Origin of the sequence: Actinocorallia sp. API 0066, from assembly GCF_020991275.1 — a bacterium.
Lineage (GTDB): Bacteria > Actinomycetota > Actinomycetes > Streptosporangiales > Streptosporangiaceae > Actinocorallia.
In genome coordinates this window covers 254,199-277,106 of sequence record NZ_JAJLQY010000002.1, presented here as the reverse complement: position 1 = coordinate 277,106, position 22,908 = coordinate 254,199, and the positions used below count along the sequence as shown (strand labels likewise).

The following is a 22,908-nucleotide window of genomic DNA, read 5'->3' as shown; positions in this document are numbered from 1 at the left end:
GGGCGGCGGGCTCTCCCGCACGGGCCTTGCGCGGCCCCGCTGCCCGGAACGTACGCCTGAAGCAAACGCTTGGGAGGGCCCAAAACGCCCGAAGGGTAAGGAAAGCCTCAGGCGGGCGGAATGCCGAGCGCCTTGTGGAGCTCCGCGAGCACCTCGGGCAACTGGTCGTTGAGGTAGAAGTGCCCGCCGGGGAACACCCTGACCTCGCTGGACGCGGCCGTGACGTCCGCCCAGCGCCCGACCTCGTCCACCCCGACGTGGGGGTCACCCTCGCCCGCCAGGGCCGTCACGGGCGACGTCAGGGCCGGGGAGGCCGGGTCCGGCCGGTAGCGCTCCAGCGCCCGGAAGTCGCCGCGGACGTACGGGAGGATCAGCTCGCGCAGCTCCGGATCGGCGAGCGCGGCCAGGTCGGTGCCGCCCAGCGACGTCAGCTCGGCGATCACGCCGTCGTCGTCGCGCTCGGACACCCCGTCCTCGGCGTCGCGGCGGCGGTGCGGGGCACGGGCCGCCGACGGGAAGAGGTGCACCGGCGGCGTGCCCTTGGCCTGGAGCAGGAGCGCCGTCTCGTAAGCGACGAGCGCGCCCATGCTGTGCCCGAACAGCGCGATCGGCCGGTCGGCCAGCGGCGCGAGCGCGGCGGCGACGAGCCGGGCGGCCTGGCGCAGGTCGGTCGTCATGGGGTCGCGCATCCGGTCGGCGCGGCCCGGGTACTGCACGGCGTGCACCTCAAGGGCGGGGCTCACGGCCTTCCCCCACCCGCGATAGGAGACGGCCGAGCCTCCCGCGTGCGGGAAGCACACGAGCCTTGTGGTCGCCCAGGGCCGGGGGTCGGGGCAGCGCAGCCAGCTCACCTTGGGGTCTCCTCTTCGTGCTCCGCGCCGAGGGGGGCGCGCCGTGGGTCGTCCGGGAGGGGCCAGGGCGCCATCCGGGGGTCGGGCACCGCCTTCACCCCCGTCTCCTCCCACGCGACGGCGAAGCCGCGCCGCAGGTAGTTCGCCTTGGCGTTCGGATGATCAAGCGTACTCGTGCGCAGCCAGACCCGGCGCGTCGGCCCCAGCCCGTCGCCCCACAGGCGGCCGCGCTGCCACGCGCGGCGCACGCACTGCTCCACGAGGTACCCGCCGAACCCCCGGCCGACGAAGGCGGGGACGAGCCCTACGAGGTGCACCTCGGTGTCGCCGTCGGGCTGCGCCTCCAGCTCGAAGTAGCCAGCGACGGTGCCTTCGGCCAGCGCGAGCCAGGTCGCCAGCTCGGGCCGGTCGACCCACTTGGCCCAGTCGGTGTGCGTCCAGCCGAAGCGGTCGGTCCAGCACACCCGCGCGCCCACCGCCGCGTAGAGCGCGCGGTTGACGTCGGGTGAGGCGACGCGGGCGAGCGTGAACGTCATCTCGCCGGACGGCAGCGGCGCGGGGCGGAGCGCGGCGGGGTCCCGCATCTCCATGGCCCACTCGGTGACGGTGATCTCGCGCGGTTCCCCCGAGGCCGTCAAGGTCAGGAGTCCATGGCCCGCGCGAGGCTGCGCGGGCGCATGTCGGTCCAGTGCTCGTTGATGTGGTCGAGGCACGCCTGCCGGGTGTCGGCGGTCTTCTCGACGGTCCAGCCCGCCGGGACCTCGGCGAACGTCGGCCACAGCGAGTACTGGCCCTCGTCGTTGACGAGGACGAGGTAGGTCGCGTCGTCGTTCTCGAACGGGTTCGTGGCCATCTCGGGGGGTCCTTCCGGTTCAGGGGTGATGCGCGGAGACAAAGCTACTTCGTCAGGCGGGCCGCGAGCACCGCCGTGATCTCCCTGACGGCGTGCGGTTCCATCAGGAAGTGGTGTTCGACGTCGAGGTCGTGGACTTCGAGGCCGGTCGCGTAGGGCGACCACGTCTGCGGCGACGGGGAGTCGGCGCGGAGGCCACGGGTGGCCCTGAAGAACACGATGGGGGCGGGGGCGACGCCGGTGGGCGTGTACCCGTCGACGATCCGTAGGCCGTTCTCGTAGGTGCTGTAGACGGCGAGGAGCTGGTCCTCCTCCAGGGTGGCGAACGCGTCGCCGCGCGAGCGCAGCTCGGCCATGATCGCGGCGACGTCCGGGGCGGACGGGTCGCCCGCGATCTTCTCGTCGATGCCGATCGACTGGAGCAGCTCGGGGATGACCTCGCGCTCGTCGGTCGTGAGGTCCTGGGAGTGGAAGGAGTCCAGCAGGCAGAGGGTGCCGATCCTGTGGCCCCGCTCGGCGAGGATCAGCGCGGCCTCAAAAGCGATGAGCCCGCCCAGCGACCATCCGAGCAGGTGGTAGGGGCCCGAAGGCTGGGTCTCGACGATGCGCGCCGCGTAGTCCTCGGCCATCGCGCGCACCGAGGGGGCCCGGTAGGCGGGCTCGGAGAGCGCGCGCGACTGGAGGCCGTAGAGCGGGCCCGGCAGGTGCGGGAGGAACGCGAAGTACGGCCAGGAAAGGCCCGCCGCCGGGTGCACGCAGAACAGCGGCGCGCCCTCCCCACGGGTGCGGATCGGCAGGAGGACGTCCAGGCCGAGTTCCGGGTCGTCGCCGCCGAGCAGTCCCGCGACGGTCTGCCGGGTGAAGACCATGCGCGGGGTGATCTCGAATCCGGCCTCGCGCGCGCGGGCGGCCAGGCGCAGCGCGGCGATGCTGTCGCCGCCCAGGTCGAAGAAGCTGACGTCGGCGTGCACCGAGGGCAGGCCGAGCACCTCGGCGACGACCGCGCACAGGCGCTCCTCGTCCGGGGTGGCCGGGGGCCGTCCGGTGCGGGAGAAGCCGGGCGCGGGCAGCGCCGCCCGGTCCAGCTTGCCGCTGCCGTTCAGGGGGAACGCGTCGAGGACGACGACGGCGGCCGGGACCATGTACGACGGAAGCTGCCCGGCCAGATAGGAGCGCAGCTCGTCCGGCTCGGGGGCGAGGCCCTCGTGCGGCACCGCGTAGGCGACGAGGCGCTTCTCCCCCGGCCTGTCCTGACGTGCCAGCACGGCCGCGCGCGCGACGTAGGGGTGGGCGTCCAGGGCGGCTTCGATCTCACCGAGTTCGATCCGGAAGCCGCGGACCTTCACCTGGAAGTCGGCGCGGTCCACGTACTCCAGCAGGCCGTCCTTCCAGCGCACGAGGTCGCCGGTCCGGTACATCCGCGCGCCGGGCGGCCCGGCCGGGCAGGCGACGAACCGCTCGGCGGTGAGGCCCGGACGGTCCAGGTAGCCGCGGGCGAGACCCGCGCCGGAGATGTACAGCTCGCCCGTGACGCCCTCCGGGACGGGCCGCAGCGCGCCGTCCAGGACGTGCAGGACGGTGTCCTCCAGCGGCCCGCCCAGCGGCGGCGCGGACCGGTCGGCCAGGTGCTCGCGCATCGGCTGGAACGCCACGTAGGTGGTGGTCTCGGTCGGCCCGTAGACGTTGAACAGTTCGGTGTCGGGGCAGGCCGCCATGACGGCGCGCATCGCGCGCGCGCTGCCCGCCTCGCCGCCGGTGTGCAGGCGCCGCAGCGGCGCGAACGCGTCGGGCCGCTCGGCCGCCATGAGGTTGAACAGGCTTGTGGTGACGAACGCGGCGGTGATGCCCTCGTCCCGCGCGAGCTTCGCGAACCCCTCGGTGTCCAGCTCGCCGGGCGGCGCGATGACGGCGGTGCCGCCGCCCAGCAGCGGCCCCCACATCTCGTAGGTGGACGCGTCGAAGGCGTGCGCGGAGAACACCAGGACCCGTTCGCCGCCCTCGATCACCTCGCTGTCGGACGCGAAAGCGACGACCTCACGGTGCGCCACCCCGACCCGCTTGGGCAGGCCCGTCGAGCCGGAGGTGAACAGCGCGTAAGCGAGACCATCCGGCGTCGCGGGCCCGGTGCACGGCTCCTCCGCCGTCGCGTCCGCGTCGGGGAGGTCGGCGCGGACGACGGCGGCGTCGTGGGCGAAGCCGGGGTCGGCGAAGGCGGCGTCCAGGAGCAGGACGCGGGCCCCCGACTCGGTGAAGGCCCAGGCGCGGCGGTCGGAAGGGTAGCTGTGGTGGATGGGGACGTAGTAGCCGCCCGTCTTCAGCACCGCGAGGGTGGCGACGACGACGTGGGGGCCGCGCTCCAGCAGCATCGCGACCGGCGTCTCGGGGCCGACGCCCAGCGCGCGCAGGCGGGCGGCGAGACGGGAGGACGCGGCGTCCAGTTCGGCGTAGGTGAGCGAGGTGCCTTCGTGCCGGATCGCGACGGCGTCGGGCCGGGCGGCCACGACCGAGGCGAACCGGCCCGTGACCGTCTCCGCCTTACGCCCGACGACGGGTCCGGTGCCGAGCGCGCGCGCGGCGGCCCGCTCGTCTCCGGTGAGGAGGCCGAGCCGTCCGATGGGCACGTCGGGCGTCTCCGCGACGGCCTCAAGGACGGCCTTGAGCCGTCCGGCGAGCCGCTCGGCTTCCTCCGCCGTCAGCAGGTCGGGCCGGTAGTCGAACCTGACTCCCAGCTCGCGGCCCGGCACGGCGGCGACGGCGACCGGGTAGTGGGTGGCGTCGTGCATGCTCACGCCGGAGACCTTGACGCCGTTCAGGTCGGTGGCCTCGGCGTCGGGGTCGAACGGATAGTTCTCCAACACCATCACGGTGTCGAAGAGCGCGCCGAGCCTGGTGAGCGCCTGGATGTCGCCGAGCCCGAGGTGGTGGTGGGCCAGCAGGTCGGCCTGCTCGGCCTGGACGCGGCGCAGCGCCCCGGACAGGGTGTCCCAGGGCGTCACCCGGACGCGGACGGGGAGTGTGTTGATGAACAGCCCGACCATCTGCTCGACGCCCGGCAGGTCGGCCGGACGCCCGGAGACGACGCCGCCGAACACCACGTCCGAGCGGCCCGTCGCGGCGCCCAGCACGAGCCCCCAGGCGAGCTGCAAGGCGGTGTTGAGGGTGACGCCCTCGGCCCGTGCGCGCGCGGTGAGCGCCGTGGTCAGCGCCTCGGGAAGGGTGACGTGCAGCTTGCGCGGCTCGACGGCGGCCCCGCCCGACGCCGCCGGACGCAGCAGCGTGGGTTCCTCGACGCCCTCCAAAGCCTGACGCCACGCGGCTTCCGCGCCCTGCCTGTCCTGCCGCGCGACCCACGCGAGGTAGCTCTTGTAAGGCGTGACGCGCGGAAGGACGGTCGTGTCGCCGCCCGTCAGGTAGAGGGCGAACAGCTCGGTCTGGAGGATCGGCGTGGACCACCCGTCCAGGAGGATGTGGTGGTTGGTGAACACCAGGAAGTGCACGTCGGGCGTCTCACCCTTGACCAGGACGAACCGCAGCAGCGGCGGCCGGGCCAGGTCGAACCGGTGCGCCCGCTCCCGCGCGGCGATCTCCCCGACGTCGCCCGAGACCTCCTCAAAAGGCACCCGGACGGCCTTCGCCACGAGCTGGACCGGTTCACCCGTCTTCCGCTCCCGGAACGCCGCGCGCAGGTTGGCGTGCCGGGCCACGAGCGCCTCGGCCGCGCGGCGCAGCGCGGGCACGTCCAGCGGCCCGTCGAGCCGGAGCACGACCTGGGCGCTGTAGACGTCGGCGGCGCCGTCGAAGCGGGCGTGGAAGTACAGCCCCTGTTGCAGCGGCGACAGCGGCAGCACGTCCTCCAGGTTGCCGCTCATCGGCGACGCTCCCCTCGTATCGTCACAGGTCGAAGTCCTCGAACTCGGCGGCGAACTCGTCGAGCTCGTCCTGGCTGACGGCGACGAGTTCGATGTCGGACGGGGTGAAGCCGCCCGCGCCGTCGGCGGCCGCGTGCCCGGCGAGCGCCTCCAGGGCGGCGAACCACAGGTCGGCGAGTTCGGCGACCTCGGCCTCGGTGAGCAGCCCGGACGCCCACGACCACGTCGCGGACAGCCTCGGCCCGGCCGCCGAGTCCTCCGTGTGGCAGTTGACCTCAAGGGCGTGCGGCAGGGCCAGGGACGTGTCGTGTCCGCCGCCCAGCGCCGCGCTGAGCGCCGCCGGGGCCGGGGACCAGTCGGTGTCCGCGCCGCCCGCCGAGCGGCCCAGGTAGTTGAACGCGAGCTGCGGGGCCTTCGCGTCGGCGAGCGCCGCGCCGGTCTCGGCGTTCAAATAGCGCAGCAGGCCGTAGCCGACGCCGTTGTCGGGGGCCTCGCGTAGCTGCTCCTTGACCCGCTTGAGCGCGGTGCCGACCTCGGGCCCGGCGGCGCGCACCTCGGCCCACGCCTGGCGTCCCGCGTCGAGCCGGACGGGGTGGATGGAGGTGAACCAGCCGGATGTCCGGGACAGGTCGACGCCCGGCACGATCTCCTCGCGGCCGTGCCCTTCGAGGTCGACGAGCACGGCGGACCCGCCGCCCTTGCCGCGCCGTTCGCGCCACTCGGCGACGGCGAGGGCGAGGCCCGTCAGCAGCACGTCGTTGACGCGTCCGTGGAAGACGGCCGGGACGGTCGAGAGGATCGGCTCGGTGACCTCCGCCCGCAGCGTGACGGTCAGGTGCCCCGCCGTCGCGAAGGTGTCGCGGGCAGGGTCGAGCGGCCGGGAGCCGAGCGCCGGGTCGGGTGTGTGGACGACCTCGGACCAGAAGCCCAGTTCGGCGGCCCGCCGGGGCTCGGACGCCTCGGCGGTGAGCCGCTGCGCCCACCTGCGGAACGACGTGCCGACCGGCTGGAGCGGGGCCCCGCCCAACGCGGTGACGAGGTCCGGCAGCAGGATGCGCCAGGAGACGCCGTCCACGACGAGGTGATGGGCGGTGAACAGAAGCAGCCCGGAAGCCTCGCCCGCGTCCAGCAGGTGCAGGCGGGTCACCTCGCCCGTCGCCGGGTCGAGCGCCTCACGCGCCTCCCAGGCGGTCCGCCCCAGGACGGCTTCAAGCGCTTCGCCATCCAGGCCCGCGATGTCCACGACCTCAACGCGCGCGGTACGGGAGCCCTTCTCCCGTACCTCGTACACGCCGTCCGTGACGCGCAGCCGGAGGATGTCGTGGTGGTCCAGGACGGCCTGGTAGGCGGCCGTCAGGGCGGTGACGTCCAGGTGCGCCGGGACGCGCAGCAGCATGCGCTGGCTGTAGGACGCGGTCGGGCCTCGCAGCTCCTCGAACCAGCGGAAGATCGGCGTCGGAGGCACCGCGCCCAGGGCGGTGCCCTCCGGCTCGGCCTCCACCGCGTCCTCGTCGGCGGGCCGCGCGACAGCGGCGAGTTCCGCGACGGTCTGGTGCTGGAACACCTCGCGCGGCGTCACCACAAGCCCGGACTGGCGGGCCCGCGCGACGAGCTGGATCGCGATGATCGAGTCGCCGCCCAGGTCGAAGAACCCGTCGTCGATGCCGACCCGCGCCAGGCCGAGCACCTCGGCGAACAGCCCGGCGAGCACCTCCTCGGCGGCGTCGCGCGGGGCCCGTCCGGTGACGTTGGCGGCGAAGTCGGGCGCGGGCAACGCCTTGCGGTCGAGCTTGCCGTTGCCGGTGAGCGGCAGCGCGGCCAGCCTGACGACGGCGGCCGGGACCATGTAGTCGGGCAGGTCACGGTTCACGAAGCGGCGCAGCTCGCCGCTCTCGACCTCGCCGCCGACGACGTAGGCCACGAGCCGTTTGTCGCCCGGCCGGTCCTCTCGGACGATCACAGCGGCGTCGGCGACGTCCGGGTGGCGGACCAGGGCCGCCTCGATCTCGCCGAGTTCGATCCGGAACCCGCGCAGTTGGACCTGCTGGTCGGCGCGGCCCAGGTACTCCAGGGAGCCGTCGCGCCGCCAGCGGCCAAGGTCGCCGGTCCGGTACATGCGGGAGCCGGGCGCGCCGAACGGGTCCGCGACGAACCGGGAGGCCGACAGGTCAGGCCGTCCGTGGTAGCCGCGCGCCAGCCCCGCGCCGGAGACGTACAGCTCGCCCACAACGCCGGGCGCGACGGGCTGGAGCCGGTCGTCCAGGACGTAGGCGCGCAGGTCGGGGATGGGCACGCCGATGACGGAGCCGGAGGCCGTCGCGCAGTACGCGGCGTCCAGGGCGACATAGGAGACGTGCACCGTCGTCTCGGTGATGCCGTACATGTTCACCAGGACGGGCGCGTCGTCGGCGTGCCGGGAGTACCAGTCCTCAAGGCGACCGAGTTCGAGCGCCTCGCCGCCGAAGACCACGTACCGGAGCCGCAGGGGTGTGCCGGGCCGTGCCGCGTCGGCGGCCATGAGCTGGTAGAACGCCGACGGCGTCTGGTTGAGGACGGTCACGCCCTCTTCGGCGAGGAGGGTGAGGAAGTCCTCGGGCGACCGGGAGACGGCGTAGGGCACCACAACGAGGCGGCCGCCGTACAGCAGCGGCCCCCACAGCTCCCACACCGAGAAGTCGAACGCGTAGGAGTGGAACAGAGTCCACACGTCGTCGGGCCCGAACCCGAACCACTGCTCCGTGGACGTCATCAACCGCACCGCATTGCGGTGCGGCACCACAACACCCTTGGGCCGACCCGTCGAACCCGACGTGTAGATCACATAAGCCGGGTGGTCCGGAGACATCCCGACCGAGGGGTTCTCCTCTGAGTACCCCGTAAGGTCAACGTCCGCGAGCAGCGCCGCATCGACCGTCAGGACGGGTGCCGCGTCCTCGACGATGTAGGCGATCCGGTCCGCCGGGTAGTCCGGGTCCACAGGCACGTAAGCCGCACCCGTCTTCAGCACACCCAGGACACCGACCACAAGGTCGAGCGAGCGGGGCAGCGCGAGCGCCACGAACTTCTCCGGCCCCGCCCCCCTCTCGATGAGGTGCCTGGCGAGCCGGTTGGCGCGCGCGTTCAGCTCCCCGTAGGTGAGCGTCGTGCCTTCACAGGTGACGGCCGGTGCGTCGGGGGCGAGCGCCGCCCGCCGCTCGAAGGCCGCGTGGATGAGGTCGTCGCCGGAGGGCGGTTCGGGCAGCGCCTCGGAGGCGGACGCCAGCCCTGCGGACCAGCGCGTGAGGATCGTCTCCCGCTCGGCCTCGGCGAGCACGTCGGCGGCGCTGATCGGCGCGTCCGGCGCGGCGGTGACGGCGGCCAGGAACCGGGTGAGCCGGTCGGCGAGGTCGCGGGCGGTCGCCGGGTCGAACAGGTCGAGCGCGTACTCAAGGCCCGCCGACAGGCCCGCCGGGGAGCCGTCGGACGAGTGGTGCTCCTCCAGGTACAGCGACAGGTCGTACTTGGCGGTCCCGACGCCCAGGTCGAGCGCCTCCACGGTGAGGCCGTCGAGTTCGGCGCGCGCCTCGGGGTTGTTCTGGAACGACAGGCACACCTGGAACAGCGGGTGGCGGCCGAGGTGGCGGGCCGGGGAGAGCACCTCCACCAGGTGCTCAAAAGGCACGTCCTGGTGGGCGTAGGCGGCCAGGTCGGCTTCCCTGACGCGGGCGACGAGTTCCCGGAAGGTCGGGTCGCCGGAGGTGTCGGTGCGCAGCACGAGCATGTTCACGAACATGCCGACGAGGTCGTCCAGCGCCTCGTCGGTACGTCCGGCGATGGGCGAGCCGACGGGGATGTCGGTGCCCGCGCCGAGCCGCGTGAGCAGCGCGGCGTAAGCGGCCTGCACGACCATAAAGAGGCTCGCGCCGCTCTCCCGCGCGAGGTCGAGCAGCGCGCGGTGCACGGCGGCGTCGACGGCGAACGGGAGGGTCGCGCCGCGCTGGCTGGCCTGGGCGGGCCGGGGCCGGTCGGCGGGCAGCTCCAACTGGTCGGGCAGCCCCTCAAGAGCCGTCTTCCAGAACTCCGTCTGCTGGGCGAGCAGGCTCGCCGGGTCCTCGTCGGAGCCGAGCAGCTCCCGCTGCCAGAGCGCGTAGTCGGCGTACTGGACGGGCAGCGCCGTCCAGGCCGGGGACTCGCCCTTGCGGCGCGCGTCGTAGGCGGTGACGACGTCGCGCGCGAGCGGTGCCATCGACCAGCCGTCGCCCGCGATGTGGTGCAGCACGAGCAGAAGCACGTGGTCGTCCTCGCCGAGCCGCAGCAGCGCGACCCGGAACGGCGGCTCGACCGACAGGTCGAACCCCTCCCCCGCGACGGCCGCCAGCGCGCCGGGGAGACCCGCTTCGGACGTCTCGGTCACCGAGACGCGCGGGAGCGCCGCCGAGGTCTCCAGGACGAGCTGACGGGGCGTCCCGGACGCGTCCGGGAAGACGGTGCGCAGCGCCTCGTGCCGTCCGACGACGTCGGCGAGCGCCGCGCGCAGGGCGGCGAGGTCGAGCGGGCCGCGCAGCCGCAGCGGCACCGGCATGTTGAACGTGGCGGTCGGCCCGTCGAAGCGGCCGAGGAACCACAGCCGCTGCTGCGCGTAGGAGAGCGGCAGGGTGGCCGGGCGCTCGCGGCGGGCCAGCGCGGGCCTGGCGCTGCCTTCGGCGTCCGCGACGCGCACCGCGAGGGCCGCGACGGTCGGCGCCTCAAAGAGCGCGCGGATGGGCAGCTCGACGCCCAGCACGGTGCGGACGCGGCTGATCAGCCGGGTCGCGGTGAGCGAGTCGCCGCCCAGGTCGAAGAACGAGTCGTCGACGCCGACCCGCCCGACGCCGAGGATCTCGGCGAAGACCCCGGCGAGGATCTCCTCCTGCGGGGTGCGCGGGCCGCGTCCGCCGCCCAGGCCGAGGTCGGGCGCGGGCAGCGCCCTGCGGTCGAGTTTGCCGTTGGGGGTGAGCGGCAGGTCGGGCAGGAGCACCACGACCGGCACCATGTACTCGGGCAGCGCGCCCGCCACGAACGCGCGCAGGTCGCGGGCCGTGACGCCCTCCTCCACGACGGCGTAGGCGACGAGCCTCCGGTCGCCCGGCCTGTCCTCGCGCACCACGACGGCCGCCCGCGTGACGTGGGGGTGCCGCTCCAGGGTCGCCTCGACCTCGCCCAGCTCGATCCGGTAGCCGCGGATCTTCACCTGGTCGTCGGCGCGGCCCAGGTACTCCAGGGTGCCGTCGGGCAGCCAGCGCACGAGGTCGCCGGTCCGGTACATGCGCGCGCCGGGCTCGCCGAACGGGCAGGCGACGAACCTCTCGGCGGTCAGTCCCGGCCGGTCGAGGTAGCCGTGCGCGAGCATCGGGCCCGCGACGTACAGCTCGCCCGGCACCCCGTCCGGGACGCGCCGCAGCGCGCCGTCCAAGACGTACGGGCGGCTGCCCCGGAACGCGGTGCCGATGTTGGGGCGGGCCCCGGCGGTGAGCGGCCCGTTGAAAAAGTCGACGCTCGCCTCGGTCGGCCCGTAGAAGTTGTGCGCCTCCAGGCCGGGCAGGGCCGCCAGCTCGTCCCACAGGCCCGGCGAGACGGCCTCGCCGCCCAGCAGCACGGTGGAGACGCCCGCCTCCAGCACGCCCAGCTCGCGCAGCGTCTGGAAGTGCGACGGCGTGGTGTTCACCAGGTCGATCTTGTGCTCGCGCACGTAGCCGACCAGGGCGGCGCCGTCGCGGCGCGCGGTGTCGTCCAGGACGTGGAGTTCCTGGCCGAACAGCATGAGCAGCAGGCCGTGCCACGAGGTGTCGAAGGAGAACGACGCGGTGTGCGCGAAGCGGACGCGGCGGCCCGCGCGCGCGACGACCGGCTCCCAGAACGCGGGGGCGTGCCCGTCGAAGTAGTTGACCAGGCCCCGGTGCGGGACGACGACGCCCTTGGGCAGCCCGGACGAGCCGGACGTGTAGATCGTGTAGGCGGGCTGCGCCGGGTCGATCGTGACGGCGGGGTCGTGGGCGGGCGCGTCGGAGGTGAGGCCGGGCCAGTCGTGGGTGATGACGAGCGCGGGCGCGGAGTCGGCCAGCATGTGCGCGATGCGGTCGTCGGGGTACTCGGGGTCCACCGGCACGTAGGACGCGCCGGTCTTGAGCACGCCGAAGATCGCCGTCACGTGGGCGGCGCCGCGCGGTAGGCGGAGCGCCACCCTGTCGCCCGCCTTCACGCCGGACGAGAGCAGCGTGTGCGCGATCCGGTTGGCGGCGGCGTCGAGTTCGGCGTAGGTGAGCGTCGCGTCGGCGGCGACGAGGGCCGTCGCGTCCGGGTCGGCGGAAGCACGCGCGCGCAGGAGGTCCACGACGGAGGCGGCCGAGAGCTCGCCGGTGGGGCCCTGCCGCTTGGCGAGGGCGGCGTGCTCGTCGTCGGAGAGCAGGTCGAGCGCGGCGAGCGGCTGGTCGGCGTCCGCCAGGACGGCGTCCAGGAAGCGCCGGACGCGGCCGAGGAGCGTCTCGGCGGCCTCGGGCGTGAACAGGTCGGGCCGGTAGTGCAGCCGCAGCGAGAGCCTGTCGCCGGGGATGATGACGAACGAGAGCGGGAAGTGTGTGGCGTCGTAGGAGTCGAAGCCGGTGAGGCGTAGCCCTCCCAGCGTCCCGTCCATCGTGGCGGGGTCGAAGGGGTAGTTCTCCAGCACCGTCATCGTGTCGAACAGGACGCCGTGGCCGGTGGCGCGCTGGATGTCGGTGAGGCCCAGGTGGTGGTGCGGAAGCAGGTCGGTCTGCTCCTCCTGGAGCCGCTCCAACACCTCCGCGAGCGTGTCGGAGGGGTTCAGCCGGACCCGGATCGGCAGCGTGTTGATGAACAGGCCGATCATCTGCTCGACGCCCGGCAGGTCGGCCGGACGGCCCGAGACCGCCGCGCCGAACACCACGTCGGCACGGCCCGTCAGCGCGCCCACAACGACGCCCCAGGCGGCCTGGAGCAGGGTGTTGACGGTGACGCCGTGGCGGCGCGCGGCCCGCGTCAGCTTCCGGCTGACGGCCTCGTCCAGCTCCAGCAGCGCCCGGTGCGGCACGACCGGCGGCAGGTCGGCCGCGTGCGGCGCGACGAGCGTGGCGTCCTCAAGCCCGGAAAGCGCGTCCTGCCAGGCGGCCTCGGCCGCCTTGCGGTCCTGCCCGGCCAGCCAGCGCAGGTAGTTCTTGTACGGGGTGGGCCGGGGCAGTCCCTCGTCGCCGCCCGCGAGGTACAGCGCGAACAGCTCGGTCGCCAGGACCGGCGTGGACCAGCCGTCCAGGAGGATGTGGTGGTTGGTGAACACCAGCTTGTGCCGGTCGCCCTCCAGCTTCACCAGGACGAACCGCAGCAGGGGCGGTTCCATCAGGTCGAACCTACGGGTCCGCTCGGCGAGGACGAGGGCGCGCGCCTCCTCGTCGTCCAGCTCCATCTCCTCCCACGGCAACGCGACCTCGCGCGGGACGAGCTGGACCGGGCGGCTCACCCCCTCGTCGGTGAACGCGGCCCGCAGGTTGCCGTGCCGCCGCAGCAGCGTCTCGGCGGCCCGGCGCAGCGCGGCGACGTCCAGCGGCCCTTCCATGTCCAGGACGAGCTGCGCGGTGTACACGTCCTGGTCGTCGTACTTGGCGTGGAAGAAGAAGCCCTGCTGCAACGGGGACAGCGGAAGGATGTCTTCCAGATCCCGGCCCGTGCTCACTTGTTCCTCCAAGCCGCCTGAAGCGTGTCGATCTCGGACTGGTCGAGGTCCACCAGCAGGTCCGAGCTGGTGAAGCCGCCCGCGCCCGCCGCGCGGGCGTGCGTGACGAGCCCGCGCAGCGCCGCGAACCACGCCTCGCCGAGCGCGGCCACCTCGGGCTCGGTGAGCAGCGCGCCGGGCCACGACCAGGTGACGGTCAGCTCGGGGCCGCCCGGCCGGTCGTGGGTGATCGCGTTGATCTCCAGCAGGTGCGCGGCGGGCAGCGCCGGGTCCTCGCCGGGCGGGAGCGGCTCGGGCGCGGGGCTGAAGTCGCCCTCGTCGGCGGCGACCCGGCCCAGGTAGTTGAACGCGATCTGCGCGTGCGGCAGGTCGGCCAGCTCCTCGCCGGTCTCCTCGTTGAGGTACCTGAGCAGGCCGTAGCCAATGCCGTTGTCGGGCACCTGCCGGAGCTGCTCCTTGACGCGCTTGAGCGCCTGGCCCGCAGCCGCCCCGCCGGAGGTGATCTCCTGCCAGGCGGCCTGGCCCGGGTCGAGCCGGACGGGGTACAGGGTGGTGAACCATCCGACGGTGCGAGAGAGGTCGACGCCTTCGACGATCTCCTCACGCCCGTGGCCTTCGAGGTCCACCAGGACGCCGGTGCCCCTGCCGCCGCGTCCCGACCGCCACTGCGCGACGGCCAAGGCGAGCGCCGTCAGCAGGACGTCGTTCACCCGCCCGTGGTAGGCGGCGGGCACGTCGGTGAGGACGGCCTCGGTGGTCGCGGCGTCCAGGGTGAGGTCAAGGCGCCGGACGGTGGCGGCGGTGTCCACGGCCGGGTCGAGCGCGCGCGCGGCGAGCTTCGGATTGGTGCCCTCGGCCAAGTCGAACCAGGTGTCGAGTTCGGCGGCCCGCTTCGGGTCGGCGGCCTCGGCGGTGAGCTTCTGCGCCCAGCGCCGGAACGACGTCGGCACCGGCTCCAGCTCGGGTGTGTTCCCGACCGCGACGGCGCCCCACGCGGCGACGAGGTCCGGCATGAGGATGCGCCACGACACGCCGTCCACCACGAGGTGGTGCAGCACGAGCACAAGACGGCCCTGCGAGGCGGGTCCGGCGTCCAGCCAGAGCAGCCGGACCGTCTCGCCCGCCGCCGGGTCGAGTTCGGCGGCGGCGCGCGGCACCTCCACGTCGATCGCCTTCTGGAAGTCCCCGTCGGCGACCTCCACCCGGCGCACCAGCGTGTCGGCCTGGACGGCGCCCACGGGCCGCACAACCGGTTGCCAGCCTTCGAGGCGCAGCCTGAGCATGTCGTGCCTGTCCAGCACGGCCTGAAGCGCCCTGACGAGGTTGGCCTCGCCGAGTCCGCCGGGCACCCGCAGCGCGAACGCCTGGTGGAAGCCCTCCATCCGGCCGCCGCGCTCGCGCAGCCACGCGACGATCGGCGTCACCGGGACGGGCCCGACGCCCGCGCCCTCCGGCTCGGCCTCGACGGCGGTGTCCCGCGCCGCGTCGCGGGCGAGGGCGGCGAGCGCGGAGACGGTCTGGTGCTGGAACACCTCGCGCGGGGTGATCGCCAGGCCGGACTGCCGGGCCCGCGAGACGAGCTGGATCGCGATGATCGAGTCGCCGCCCAGGTCGAAGAACCCGTCGTCGGCGCCGGGCCGCTCGGGCAGGCCCAGCACCTCGGCGAACAGGTCCGCGAAGACCTCCTCGCGCTCGGAGGCCGGGGCGCGTCCCTCGCCGACCTGGACGACCGGCGCGGGCAGCGCGCGGCGGTCCAGCTTGCCGTTGCCGGTGAGCGGCAGCACGTCCAGCACAACGACGGCGGCGGGCACCATGTGGGCGGGCAGGTCGCGTCCGGCGAACTCCCGGACGTCGGCGGGCTCCACGTCGCCCACGACGTAGGCGACGAGGCGCTTGTCGCCGGGCCTGTCCTCGCGGACGACGACGGCGACGTCGCGGATCTCGGGGTGGGCGGCCAGCACGGCCTCGATCTCGCCGAGTTCGATGCGGAACCCGCGGATCTTCACCTGGTCGTCGGCGCGGCCCAGGTATTCGAGGTCGCCGTCGGTGCGCCAGCGGGCGAGGTCGCCGGTCCGGTACATGCGGGCGCCGGGCTCACCGAACGGGTCGGCGACGAACCGGGACGCCGAAAGGTCGGGCCGTCCGTGGTAGCCGCGCGCGAGGCCCGCGCCCGCGACGTACAGCTCGCCGACGACGCCGGGCGGCACCGGCCGCAGCCGTCCGTCCAGCACGTGGACGCGCAGGTCGGGGATGCCGACGCCGATGACGGAGCCGGGGGCCGTCGCGCAGTATGCCGGGTCAAGCGCGATGTAGGAGACATGCACCGTCGTCTCGGTGATGCCGTACATGTTCACCAGGACGGTGTCGCGGCCGTGCGCGTACCAGTCGGCGAGCCGCTTCAGCTCCAGGGCCTCACCGCCGAACACGACGTGACGCAGGGCGAGGTCACGGCCGTCGTCCACGGCCATGAGCTGGTAGAACGCGGACGGCGTCTGGTTGAGCACGGTGACCCGCTCGCGGGCCAGCAGGTCGAGGAACTCCTCGGGCGAGCGCGTCACCGCGAACGGGACGACGACGAGGCGGCCGCCGTACAGCAGCGGCCCCCACAGCTCCCACACCGAGAAGTCGAACGCGTAGGAGTGGAACAGAGTCCACACGTCCTCAGGCCCGAACCCGAACCACTGCTCCGTGGACGTCATCAACCGGACGGCGTTGCGATGCGGCACCACAACACCCTTGGGCCGACCCGTCGAACCCGACGTGTAGATCACATAAGCCGGGTGGTCCGGAGACATCTCAACCGAGGGGTCAGTGTCCGCGTAACCCGTAAGGTCGGCCGCCGCCAACAACTCCTCGTCCACGGTGAAGACGGGCGCGGAGTCGGCGAGCGTGTAGGCGATGCGCTCTTCCGGGTAGTCCGGGTCGATCGGCACGTAGGCCGCGCCCGTCTTCAGCACCGCGAGCACCGCGACGACGAGGTCGAGCGAGCGGGGCAGCCGCAGCGCCACGAACCGCTCCGGCGCCGCGCCCTTCTTGATGAGGTGCCGGGCCAGCCGGTTGGCGCGCGTGTTCAGCTCCCCGTAGGTGAGCGTCGTGTCCTCGAACGTCAGAGCGGGCGCGTCCGGCCGCTCGGCCGCGCGCCGCTCGAACACCGCGTGGATGACGTCGCCCTCGGTCGGCGTGACGGTGCCGCCCGCCCACGTCTCCAGGAGCGCCCGTTCCTCGTCGGCGAGGAGCGGCGCTTCGCCCACGGGCGCGTCGGGCGCGTCCAGCAGGCCCGTCAGCAGGCGTTCGAAGCGGGCGACAAGGGTGCGTGCCGTGGCCGGGTCGTACAGGTCGAGCGCGTACTCGAGTTCGCCGTCCAGCCCGGCGGGCGCGCCGTCCGCGCCGAACCTCTCGGTGAGCATGAGTAGCGTGTCGAACCGCGAGACGGCGGCGTGCAGCGGCTCCGGCCGCGCGGTGAACCCCTCCAGCTCAAGCCGCGCCTCGGGGTTGTTCTGGAAGGTGAGGCCGTGCTGGAACAGCGGGTGGCGGCCCATGTGCCGGGCCGGGTTCAGCACCTCGACGAGCCGCTCGAACGGGACGTCCTGGTGCGCGTAGGCGGCCAGGTCGGTTTCCCGAACGCGGCCGACGAGCTCCCGGAACGTCGGGTCGCCGGACACGTCGGTGCGCAGCACGAGCATGTTCACGAACATGCCGACGAGGTCGTCCAGCGCCTCGTCGGTACGTCCCGCGATGGGCGAGCCGAGCGGGATGTCCTCGCCGCCGCCGAGCCGCGAAAGCAGCACCGCGTAAGCGGCCTGCGCGACCATGAACGGCGACGTCTGGGTCCGCGCGGCGAGTTCGGTGATCCCGCGCTGGACGTCGGCGGACAGCGTGAACCTGACCGTGCCGCCCCGGTAGCTGGCCTCGTCCGGGCGCGGCCGGTCGGCCGGAAGGTCGAGCTGGTCGGGCAGCCCCGCGAGGGCGTCCGCCCAGTAGGCGAGCTGCCGCGACAGCAGGCTCGCCGGGTCGTCCTCGGCGCCGAGCAGCGCCTGGTGCCACAGCGTGTAGTCCGCGTACTGGACGGGCAGCGGCGCCCACTGCGGCGCCGCGCCCGCCGCCCGCGCGGCGTACGCGGTGATGACGTCCCTGGCCAGCGGCGCGAGCGACCAGCCGTCGGTCGCGACGTGGTGCGTGTTGAGGACGGCGACGTGCAGCTCGTCCGAGAGGCTCAGCAGGTGCGCGCGCAGCGGCGGTTCGGCGGAGATGTCGAACGGGTAGCCCGCGATCCGGCCCAGCTCGGCCGGGAGCGCCGCCTCGGTCGTCCGGACGGCCTCCAGTTGCGGCCGGGCGACGGACGCCGGAAGGATCTGCTGGCGCGGTGTGCCCCCGGAGTCGGGGAAGATCGTGCGCAGCGACTCGTGCCGCTCGACCACGTCCGTCAGCGCGTCCTGCAGCGCGGCCGCGTCGATCCGGCCGGTGAGCCGCAGCGCGAGCGGCATGTTGTAGGTGGCCGAGGGGCCCTCGAACTTGTTGAGGAACCACAGCCGCTGCTGCGCGTACGACAGCGGGATCGCGGCGGGCCGCGCGGCCGGGACGAGCGCGGCCCGCGCCGGGGCGGCCCGCTCGACGTGCCCGGCGAGCGCCGCCACGTTCGGGTCCTCGAACAGCGCGCGCACCGCGAGTTCGACGCCGAACGCGACACGCGCCCGCGCGACGACCCGCATGGCGAGCAGCGAGTTGCCGCCGAGCGCGAAGAAGTCGTCGTCCACGCCGACGTCGGTGACGCCGAGCAGCTCGCCGACGATCTCGCACAGCACCCGCTCGCGCTCGTTGGACGGCGCCCGGTAGGCGGCCTGTCCGGGGGTCAGCTCGGGCTTGGGCAGGTTCTTGGTGTCCACCTTGCCGTTGGGCGTCAGCGGCAGCTCGTGCATCACCATGATCGCGGCCGGGACCATGGCCTTCGGCAGGTGCTCGGCGACGAACGCGCGCAGCTCCTCGGAGCTGATGGTCTGGCCGGGCGCGGGCACCACGTAGGCGACGAGCCGCCTGTCCTGCGCGGCGGCCGGGCGGGCCTCGGGGGCGGGCGCGGGCGTGCGGAGCAGCCTGTTGTCCACCTCGGGCAGGTGCAGCGCGCCGATCCGGGCCGACGGGTCGGCGACGACGGCGTCGAGCACCTCGGTGAACCAGCGGCCGAGGTCGGCGGCGGTGTCGGCGTCGAACAGGTCGCGCGCGTACTCCAGGACGCCGGTGAGGCCGCCTTCGGGCGCGTCCTCCAGCAGGAACTCGAGGTCGAACTTGGCGACGCCCGGGTCCACGTCCTCGATCTCGACGGTCATGCCGTCCAGCTCGACCCGCGCGGGCGGGTTGTTCTGGAGGGTGAGCATCACCTGGAACAGCGGGTGCCGGGACAGCGACCGGGCCGGGTTCAGCACCTCGACCAGCCGCTCGAACGGCAGCTCCTGGTGCGCGTAGGCGGCCAGGTCGGTGTCGCGGACCCGGTCGAGCAGCTCCAGGAACGTCGGGTCGCCGGACGTGTCGGTGCGCAGCACGAGCGTGTTGACGAACACGCCGACCAGGTCGTCCAAAGCCTCCTCGGTGCGGCCCGCGATGGGCGAGCCGAGCGGGACATCGGTGCCCGCGCCCAGGCGGGTGAGCAACCCGGCGAGAGCCGCCTGGAGCACCATGAAGAGGCTGCCGTGCGCCGAAAGCGCCAACTCCTGCAGGCCCGCGAGCGTGTCGGCCGAGACGGCGAAGGAGGCGCGGCCGCCCCGGTAGGAGGCGCGCTCGGGGCGCGGCCGGTCGGCCGGAAGGGCGAGCTGGTCGGGCAGCCCGGCCAGCTCGCGGGTCCAGAACCGGATCTGCCGCGAGATCAGGCTCTCGGCGTCGTCCTCGGCGCCGAACAGCGCGCGCTGCCAGAGCGCGTAGTCGCCGTACTGGACGGGCAGCGGCGCCCACGCCGGGGCCAGGCCCGCCGCGCGCGACCCGTAGGCCGTGATGACGTCGCGGGCCAGCGGCGCGAGCGACCAGCCGTCGCCCGCGATGTGGTGCATGACGAGGAGCAGCACATGCTCGTCCGGGCCGAGCCGGTAGACGTGCGCGCGCAGCGGGGTCCGCGTGGCCAGGTCGAAGCCGCGCGTGGCGTCCATGTAGAGCAGGCCCGGCAGCTCGTCCGCGTCGGCCTCCACGACGCTCAGCGGCACCTCGCCGACGGGCAGCACCCGTTGGAACGGTTCGCCGCCGACCTCGGTGAAGACGGTGCGCAGCGACTCGTGCCGCGCCGCCACGTCGCGCAGCGCCGCGCGCACGGCGGCGAGGTCGAGCGCGCCGGTGAGCCGCAGCGGGATCGGCATGTTGTAGGTCGCCGACGGCCCTTCGAGCTGCGCGAGGAACCACAGCCGCTGCTGGGCGTAGGAGACGGGCACCAGCTCGGGCCGCTCCGCCACGGCGGTCAGCGGGGGCCGCTCGGCCGCCTCGGTCTCGCCGCGCCGCAGCAGCGCGGCCAGCTCGGCGACGGTCGGCGCGTGGAACATCGCGCGGATCGACAGCTCCGAGCGGGTCGCGGTGCGGATGCGGGCGACGGCGCGGGTCGCGAGCAGCGAGTCGCCGCCGAGTTCGAAGAAGCTGTCGTCGATGCCGACCTCGCGGACGCCCAGCACCTCGCGGAACACGCCGCACAGCAGTTCCTCGGTGCGGTCGCGCGGGGCGCGGCTCTCCCGCGCGGGCGCGGTGAAGTCGGGCGCGGGCAGCGCCGCCCGCTCCAGCTTGCCGTTCGGGTTGAGCGGCAGCGCGGCGACGGCGAGGATCGCGGCCGGGACCATGTACTCCGGCAGCCGTCCGGCGACGAACCTGCGGATCCGTCCGGTGTCCAGGGCGGCGCCCGGCACCGGCACGACATAACCGACGATCCGGGTGGTGCCGCCGTCCTCCCGAGCCACCACGACGGCCTGGGCGACCTCCGGGTGGGCGGCCAGCGCCGCCTCGATCTCGCCCAGCTCGATCCGGAACCCGCGGACCTTCACCTGGTGGTCGAGCCTGCCCAGGTACTCGATCTCCCCTGCCGCGTTCCAGCGGGCGAGGTCGCCCGTCCGGTACATGCGCTCGCCGTCGCCGAACGGGCAGGCGACGAACCTCTCGGCCGTCAGAGCGGGCCGGTCCAGGTAGCCGCGCGCCAGGCCCGCGCCCGCGAGGTACAGCTCGCCGGGCACGCCGACAGGCACCGGCTTCAGGCCCGAGTCCAGGATGTAGGCGCGGGTGTTGGCCAGCGGACGGCCGATCGGCGCGACGCCCTCGGGGTTGCCGTCGTCGTACCAGCCGACGGTGTAGACGGTCGCCTCGGTCGGCCCGTAGATGTTGGAGATCCGCGCCTTCGGCATGAGGTCGCGCAGCCGTCGCACGAGTTGCGGGGGCAGCGCCTCGCCCGCCAGCACCACGTCGCCCGCCGCCAGGTCCAGTTCGCCCTGGGAGAGCACCGCGGCCATCGCCGACGGCACCCCGCTGAGCAGTGAGCCGCGCCAGCCGCCGCGCTCGGCCAGCTCCAGGAGGTCGCGGACGACCTCGACCCGGCCGCCGACGGTGAGCGGCGCCAGCCACTCGAACACCGAGACGTCGAAGTTCAGCGAGGTGGACCACAGCACGTGCCGCAGCCGCTCCGGCCCGAAGTCACGGGCCGCCCAGGCGCAGAAGTCCACCGCGTTGGCGTGCGTGACGACAACGCCCTTCGGCCTGCCCGTCGACCCGGACGTGTAGATGACGTAGGCGGCGTCCAGGGGGCTGGGCGCGGGCGTGGAGATGTCCGCGCCGTCCAGGCCCGCGCGCGGATCGGTGGTCACGGTGTCGTCGGGCAGGTGCGCGGCGCTCTCCGCGATGACGGCGGCGGGCCGCGCGTCGGCCAGCATGAACGCGATCCGGTCGGCCGGGTAGGCGGGGTCGATCGGCAGGTAGGCGGCGCCCGCCTTCAGCACCGCGAGGGCGGCGACGGCGAGGTCTGCGGTGCGCGGCAGCGAGATCGCCACGACCGAGCCGGGGCCCGCGCCGTCCGCGCGCAGCCTGCGGGCCAGGCGGTCCGACAGGTCGTCCAGCGCGCGGTAGGTGAGCGAGGAGGCCGCGTCGCTGACGGCCGTCGCGTGCGGGGTCCGGGCGACCTGGGCGCGGAACAGCTCGGGCACCGTCGTCGCGGCGACGTCGAGGCCGGTGTCGTTCCAGCGGTTCAGGACGAGGTCGCGCTCTTCCTCGTCCAGCAGGTCGAGGGAGCCGATCCGGGTGGACGGGTCCACCGACGCCATCGCCTTGAGCAGGCGCAGGTAGCGGGCCTGGTGGGCGGCTACCTCGTCCTCGGTGTACAGCTCGGGGTGCGCGTCGAAGTCGATCCTGGCGCCCCTGCCGTCGGCCGCGTCGAAGATCGCGATGGCGAGGTCCTCGACCGGGCCGTTGCTCAGCGGGTGCTGGGTGGCGCGCAGCCCGCCCCAGTCGGCCGTGTAGTCGTACGGCATGATGTTGACGACCGGGCCGTGGATGCGGCGTCCCACGAGCTTGAGGTCGCGCACGAGGTCCTCGCGCCGGTAGCGCTGGTGGCGCAGCAGCCGGGCGGTGGCGCGGGCGGCCTGCCGGGTCAGCTCCTCGATCGTCATGTCCGGTTTCACGGTGACGCGCAGCGGCAGGATCGACGCCATGTGCGTGGGCGTCTCGCGGGCCAGCCGCGTCACCCGGCCGGAGACGGCGATGCCCAGGATGACGTCCTCGCTGCCGGTCGTCTTGGCGACCAGCGCGGCCGTCGCGGCGATCGCCAGGCCCGGGGTGGCGGTGCGCAGGCGGCGCGCGCCCTCGGCCACCTCGCGGGTCTCGGCCTCGCCCAGCATGACCGTCCTGCGGAGGTAGCGGTCGGTGGGGGCGGCGGTGCGCTCGCTGAGGCTCACCACGTCGGGACGGTCGGCGAACCGGTCCGTCCAGTAGGCGCGGTCGGCCTCGAACCGTTCCGACGCGCGGTACTCCTCCTCCTCACGCAGCAGGGCGCGGTAGTCGCCGTGCCGCTGCGGCACGTACTCCTCGCCGCGCGCGAGCGCCGCGTACACCTCCGAGCCGCGCCGGTTGAGGAACGCGCCCGAGTAGCCGTCGATCATGATGTGGTGGCCCCGCATGAACCACCAGTGCAGATCGGGGGCCAGCCGCAGCACCCGGCTGACGTACAGTTCACCGCCCGTCAGGTCGATGGGGCTGTGCGCCTCGCGCTCGATCCACGCGGCGGCGGCGGCACGCGGGTCGGATTCGCCGCTGAAGTCCAGAAGGGGCAGCGCGGTCGGCGCCGCGTCGAGCGTCTGGTGCGGAATTCCGTCCTTCTCGACCAGCCGGAACCAGAGCGCCTCGCCCTCGTGCGCGCCGATCCTGACGGTCTCCCCGAACAGTTCCGGATCGAAGTCTCCCGCAATCTCGATGTACTGCGCGATACAGATCGGAGTTTCCGGTGAGAGTTGCTGCGCATACCAGACCGACTGCTGTGCCGCGGACAGGGGGAGGAACTCTGAAGACGACATGAAGAATGGCTTTCGCGGGTGCGGGAGGTTGGGTGGTTCGAGCGCGAAGAATTACCAATCAGAAAACCGGGTGCCGGCCCCTTTCCCGCAACGTCCCACCCACCCGTCCGTTAGCCGTCTTTTG

General features: G+C 73.6%; 6 protein-coding genes. All 6 read right to left on the bottom strand.

The features are described from left to right. Positions 1-107: 107 nt before the first annotated feature. From LO762_RS05920 to LO762_RS05895, 6 genes are read right to left on the bottom strand one after another with little or no spacing between them, the layout of a single operon-like run. Positions 108-851, bottom strand: coding sequence for a thioesterase II family protein (locus tag LO762_RS05920; protein WP_230613178.1), 744 nt, complete (start codon positions 849-851; stop codon positions 108-110). Next, positions 848-1,489, bottom strand: coding sequence for a GNAT family N-acetyltransferase (locus tag LO762_RS05915; protein WP_230613177.1), 642 nt, complete (start codon positions 1,487-1,489; stop codon positions 848-850). Before LO762_RS05915 ends, LO762_RS05920 begins: the two co-directional genes overlap by 4 nt. A gap of 2 nt (positions 1,490-1,491) precedes the next feature. After that, the gene (locus LO762_RS05910; RefSeq protein WP_230613176.1) at positions 1,492-1,704 is read right to left on the bottom strand and encodes an MbtH family protein; all 213 of its coding nucleotides are present in this window, start codon (positions 1,702-1,704) and stop codon (positions 1,492-1,494) included. Positions 1,705-1,748: 44 nt separating this feature from the next. Then, positions 1,749-5,573, bottom strand: a complete 3,825-nt coding sequence (locus tag LO762_RS05905) for a non-ribosomal peptide synthetase (protein ID WP_230613175.1) — start codon at positions 5,571-5,573, stop codon at positions 1,749-1,751. A 22-nt stretch (positions 5,574-5,595) separates the two neighbouring features. After that, a complete protein-coding gene (locus tag LO762_RS05900; RefSeq protein WP_230613174.1) occupies positions 5,596-13,272 on the bottom strand; it encodes a non-ribosomal peptide synthetase in 7,677 nt (2,558 codons plus the stop codon). Then, positions 13,269-22,784 (bottom strand): non-ribosomal peptide synthetase, encoded by a 9,516-nt coding sequence (locus tag LO762_RS05895; protein ID WP_230613173.1) that lies wholly within the window; start codon positions 22,782-22,784, stop codon positions 13,269-13,271. Before LO762_RS05895 ends, LO762_RS05900 begins: the two co-directional genes overlap by 4 nt. Positions 22,785-22,908 lie beyond the last annotated feature (124 nt).

Excerpts from the sequence above, each read along its gene's own strand:
- LO762_RS05895 (WP_230613173.1), bottom strand. The coding sequence starts at position 22,784 with ATGTCGTCTTCAGAGTTCCTCCCCCTGTCCGCGGCACAGCAGTCGGTC.
- LO762_RS05910 (WP_230613176.1), bottom strand. The coding sequence starts at position 1,704 with ATGGCCACGAACCCGTTCGAGAACGACGACGCGACCTACCTCGTCCTC.
- LO762_RS05905 (WP_230613175.1), bottom strand. The coding sequence starts at position 5,573 with ATGAGCGGCAACCTGGAGGACGTGCTGCCGCTGTCGCCGCTGCAACAG.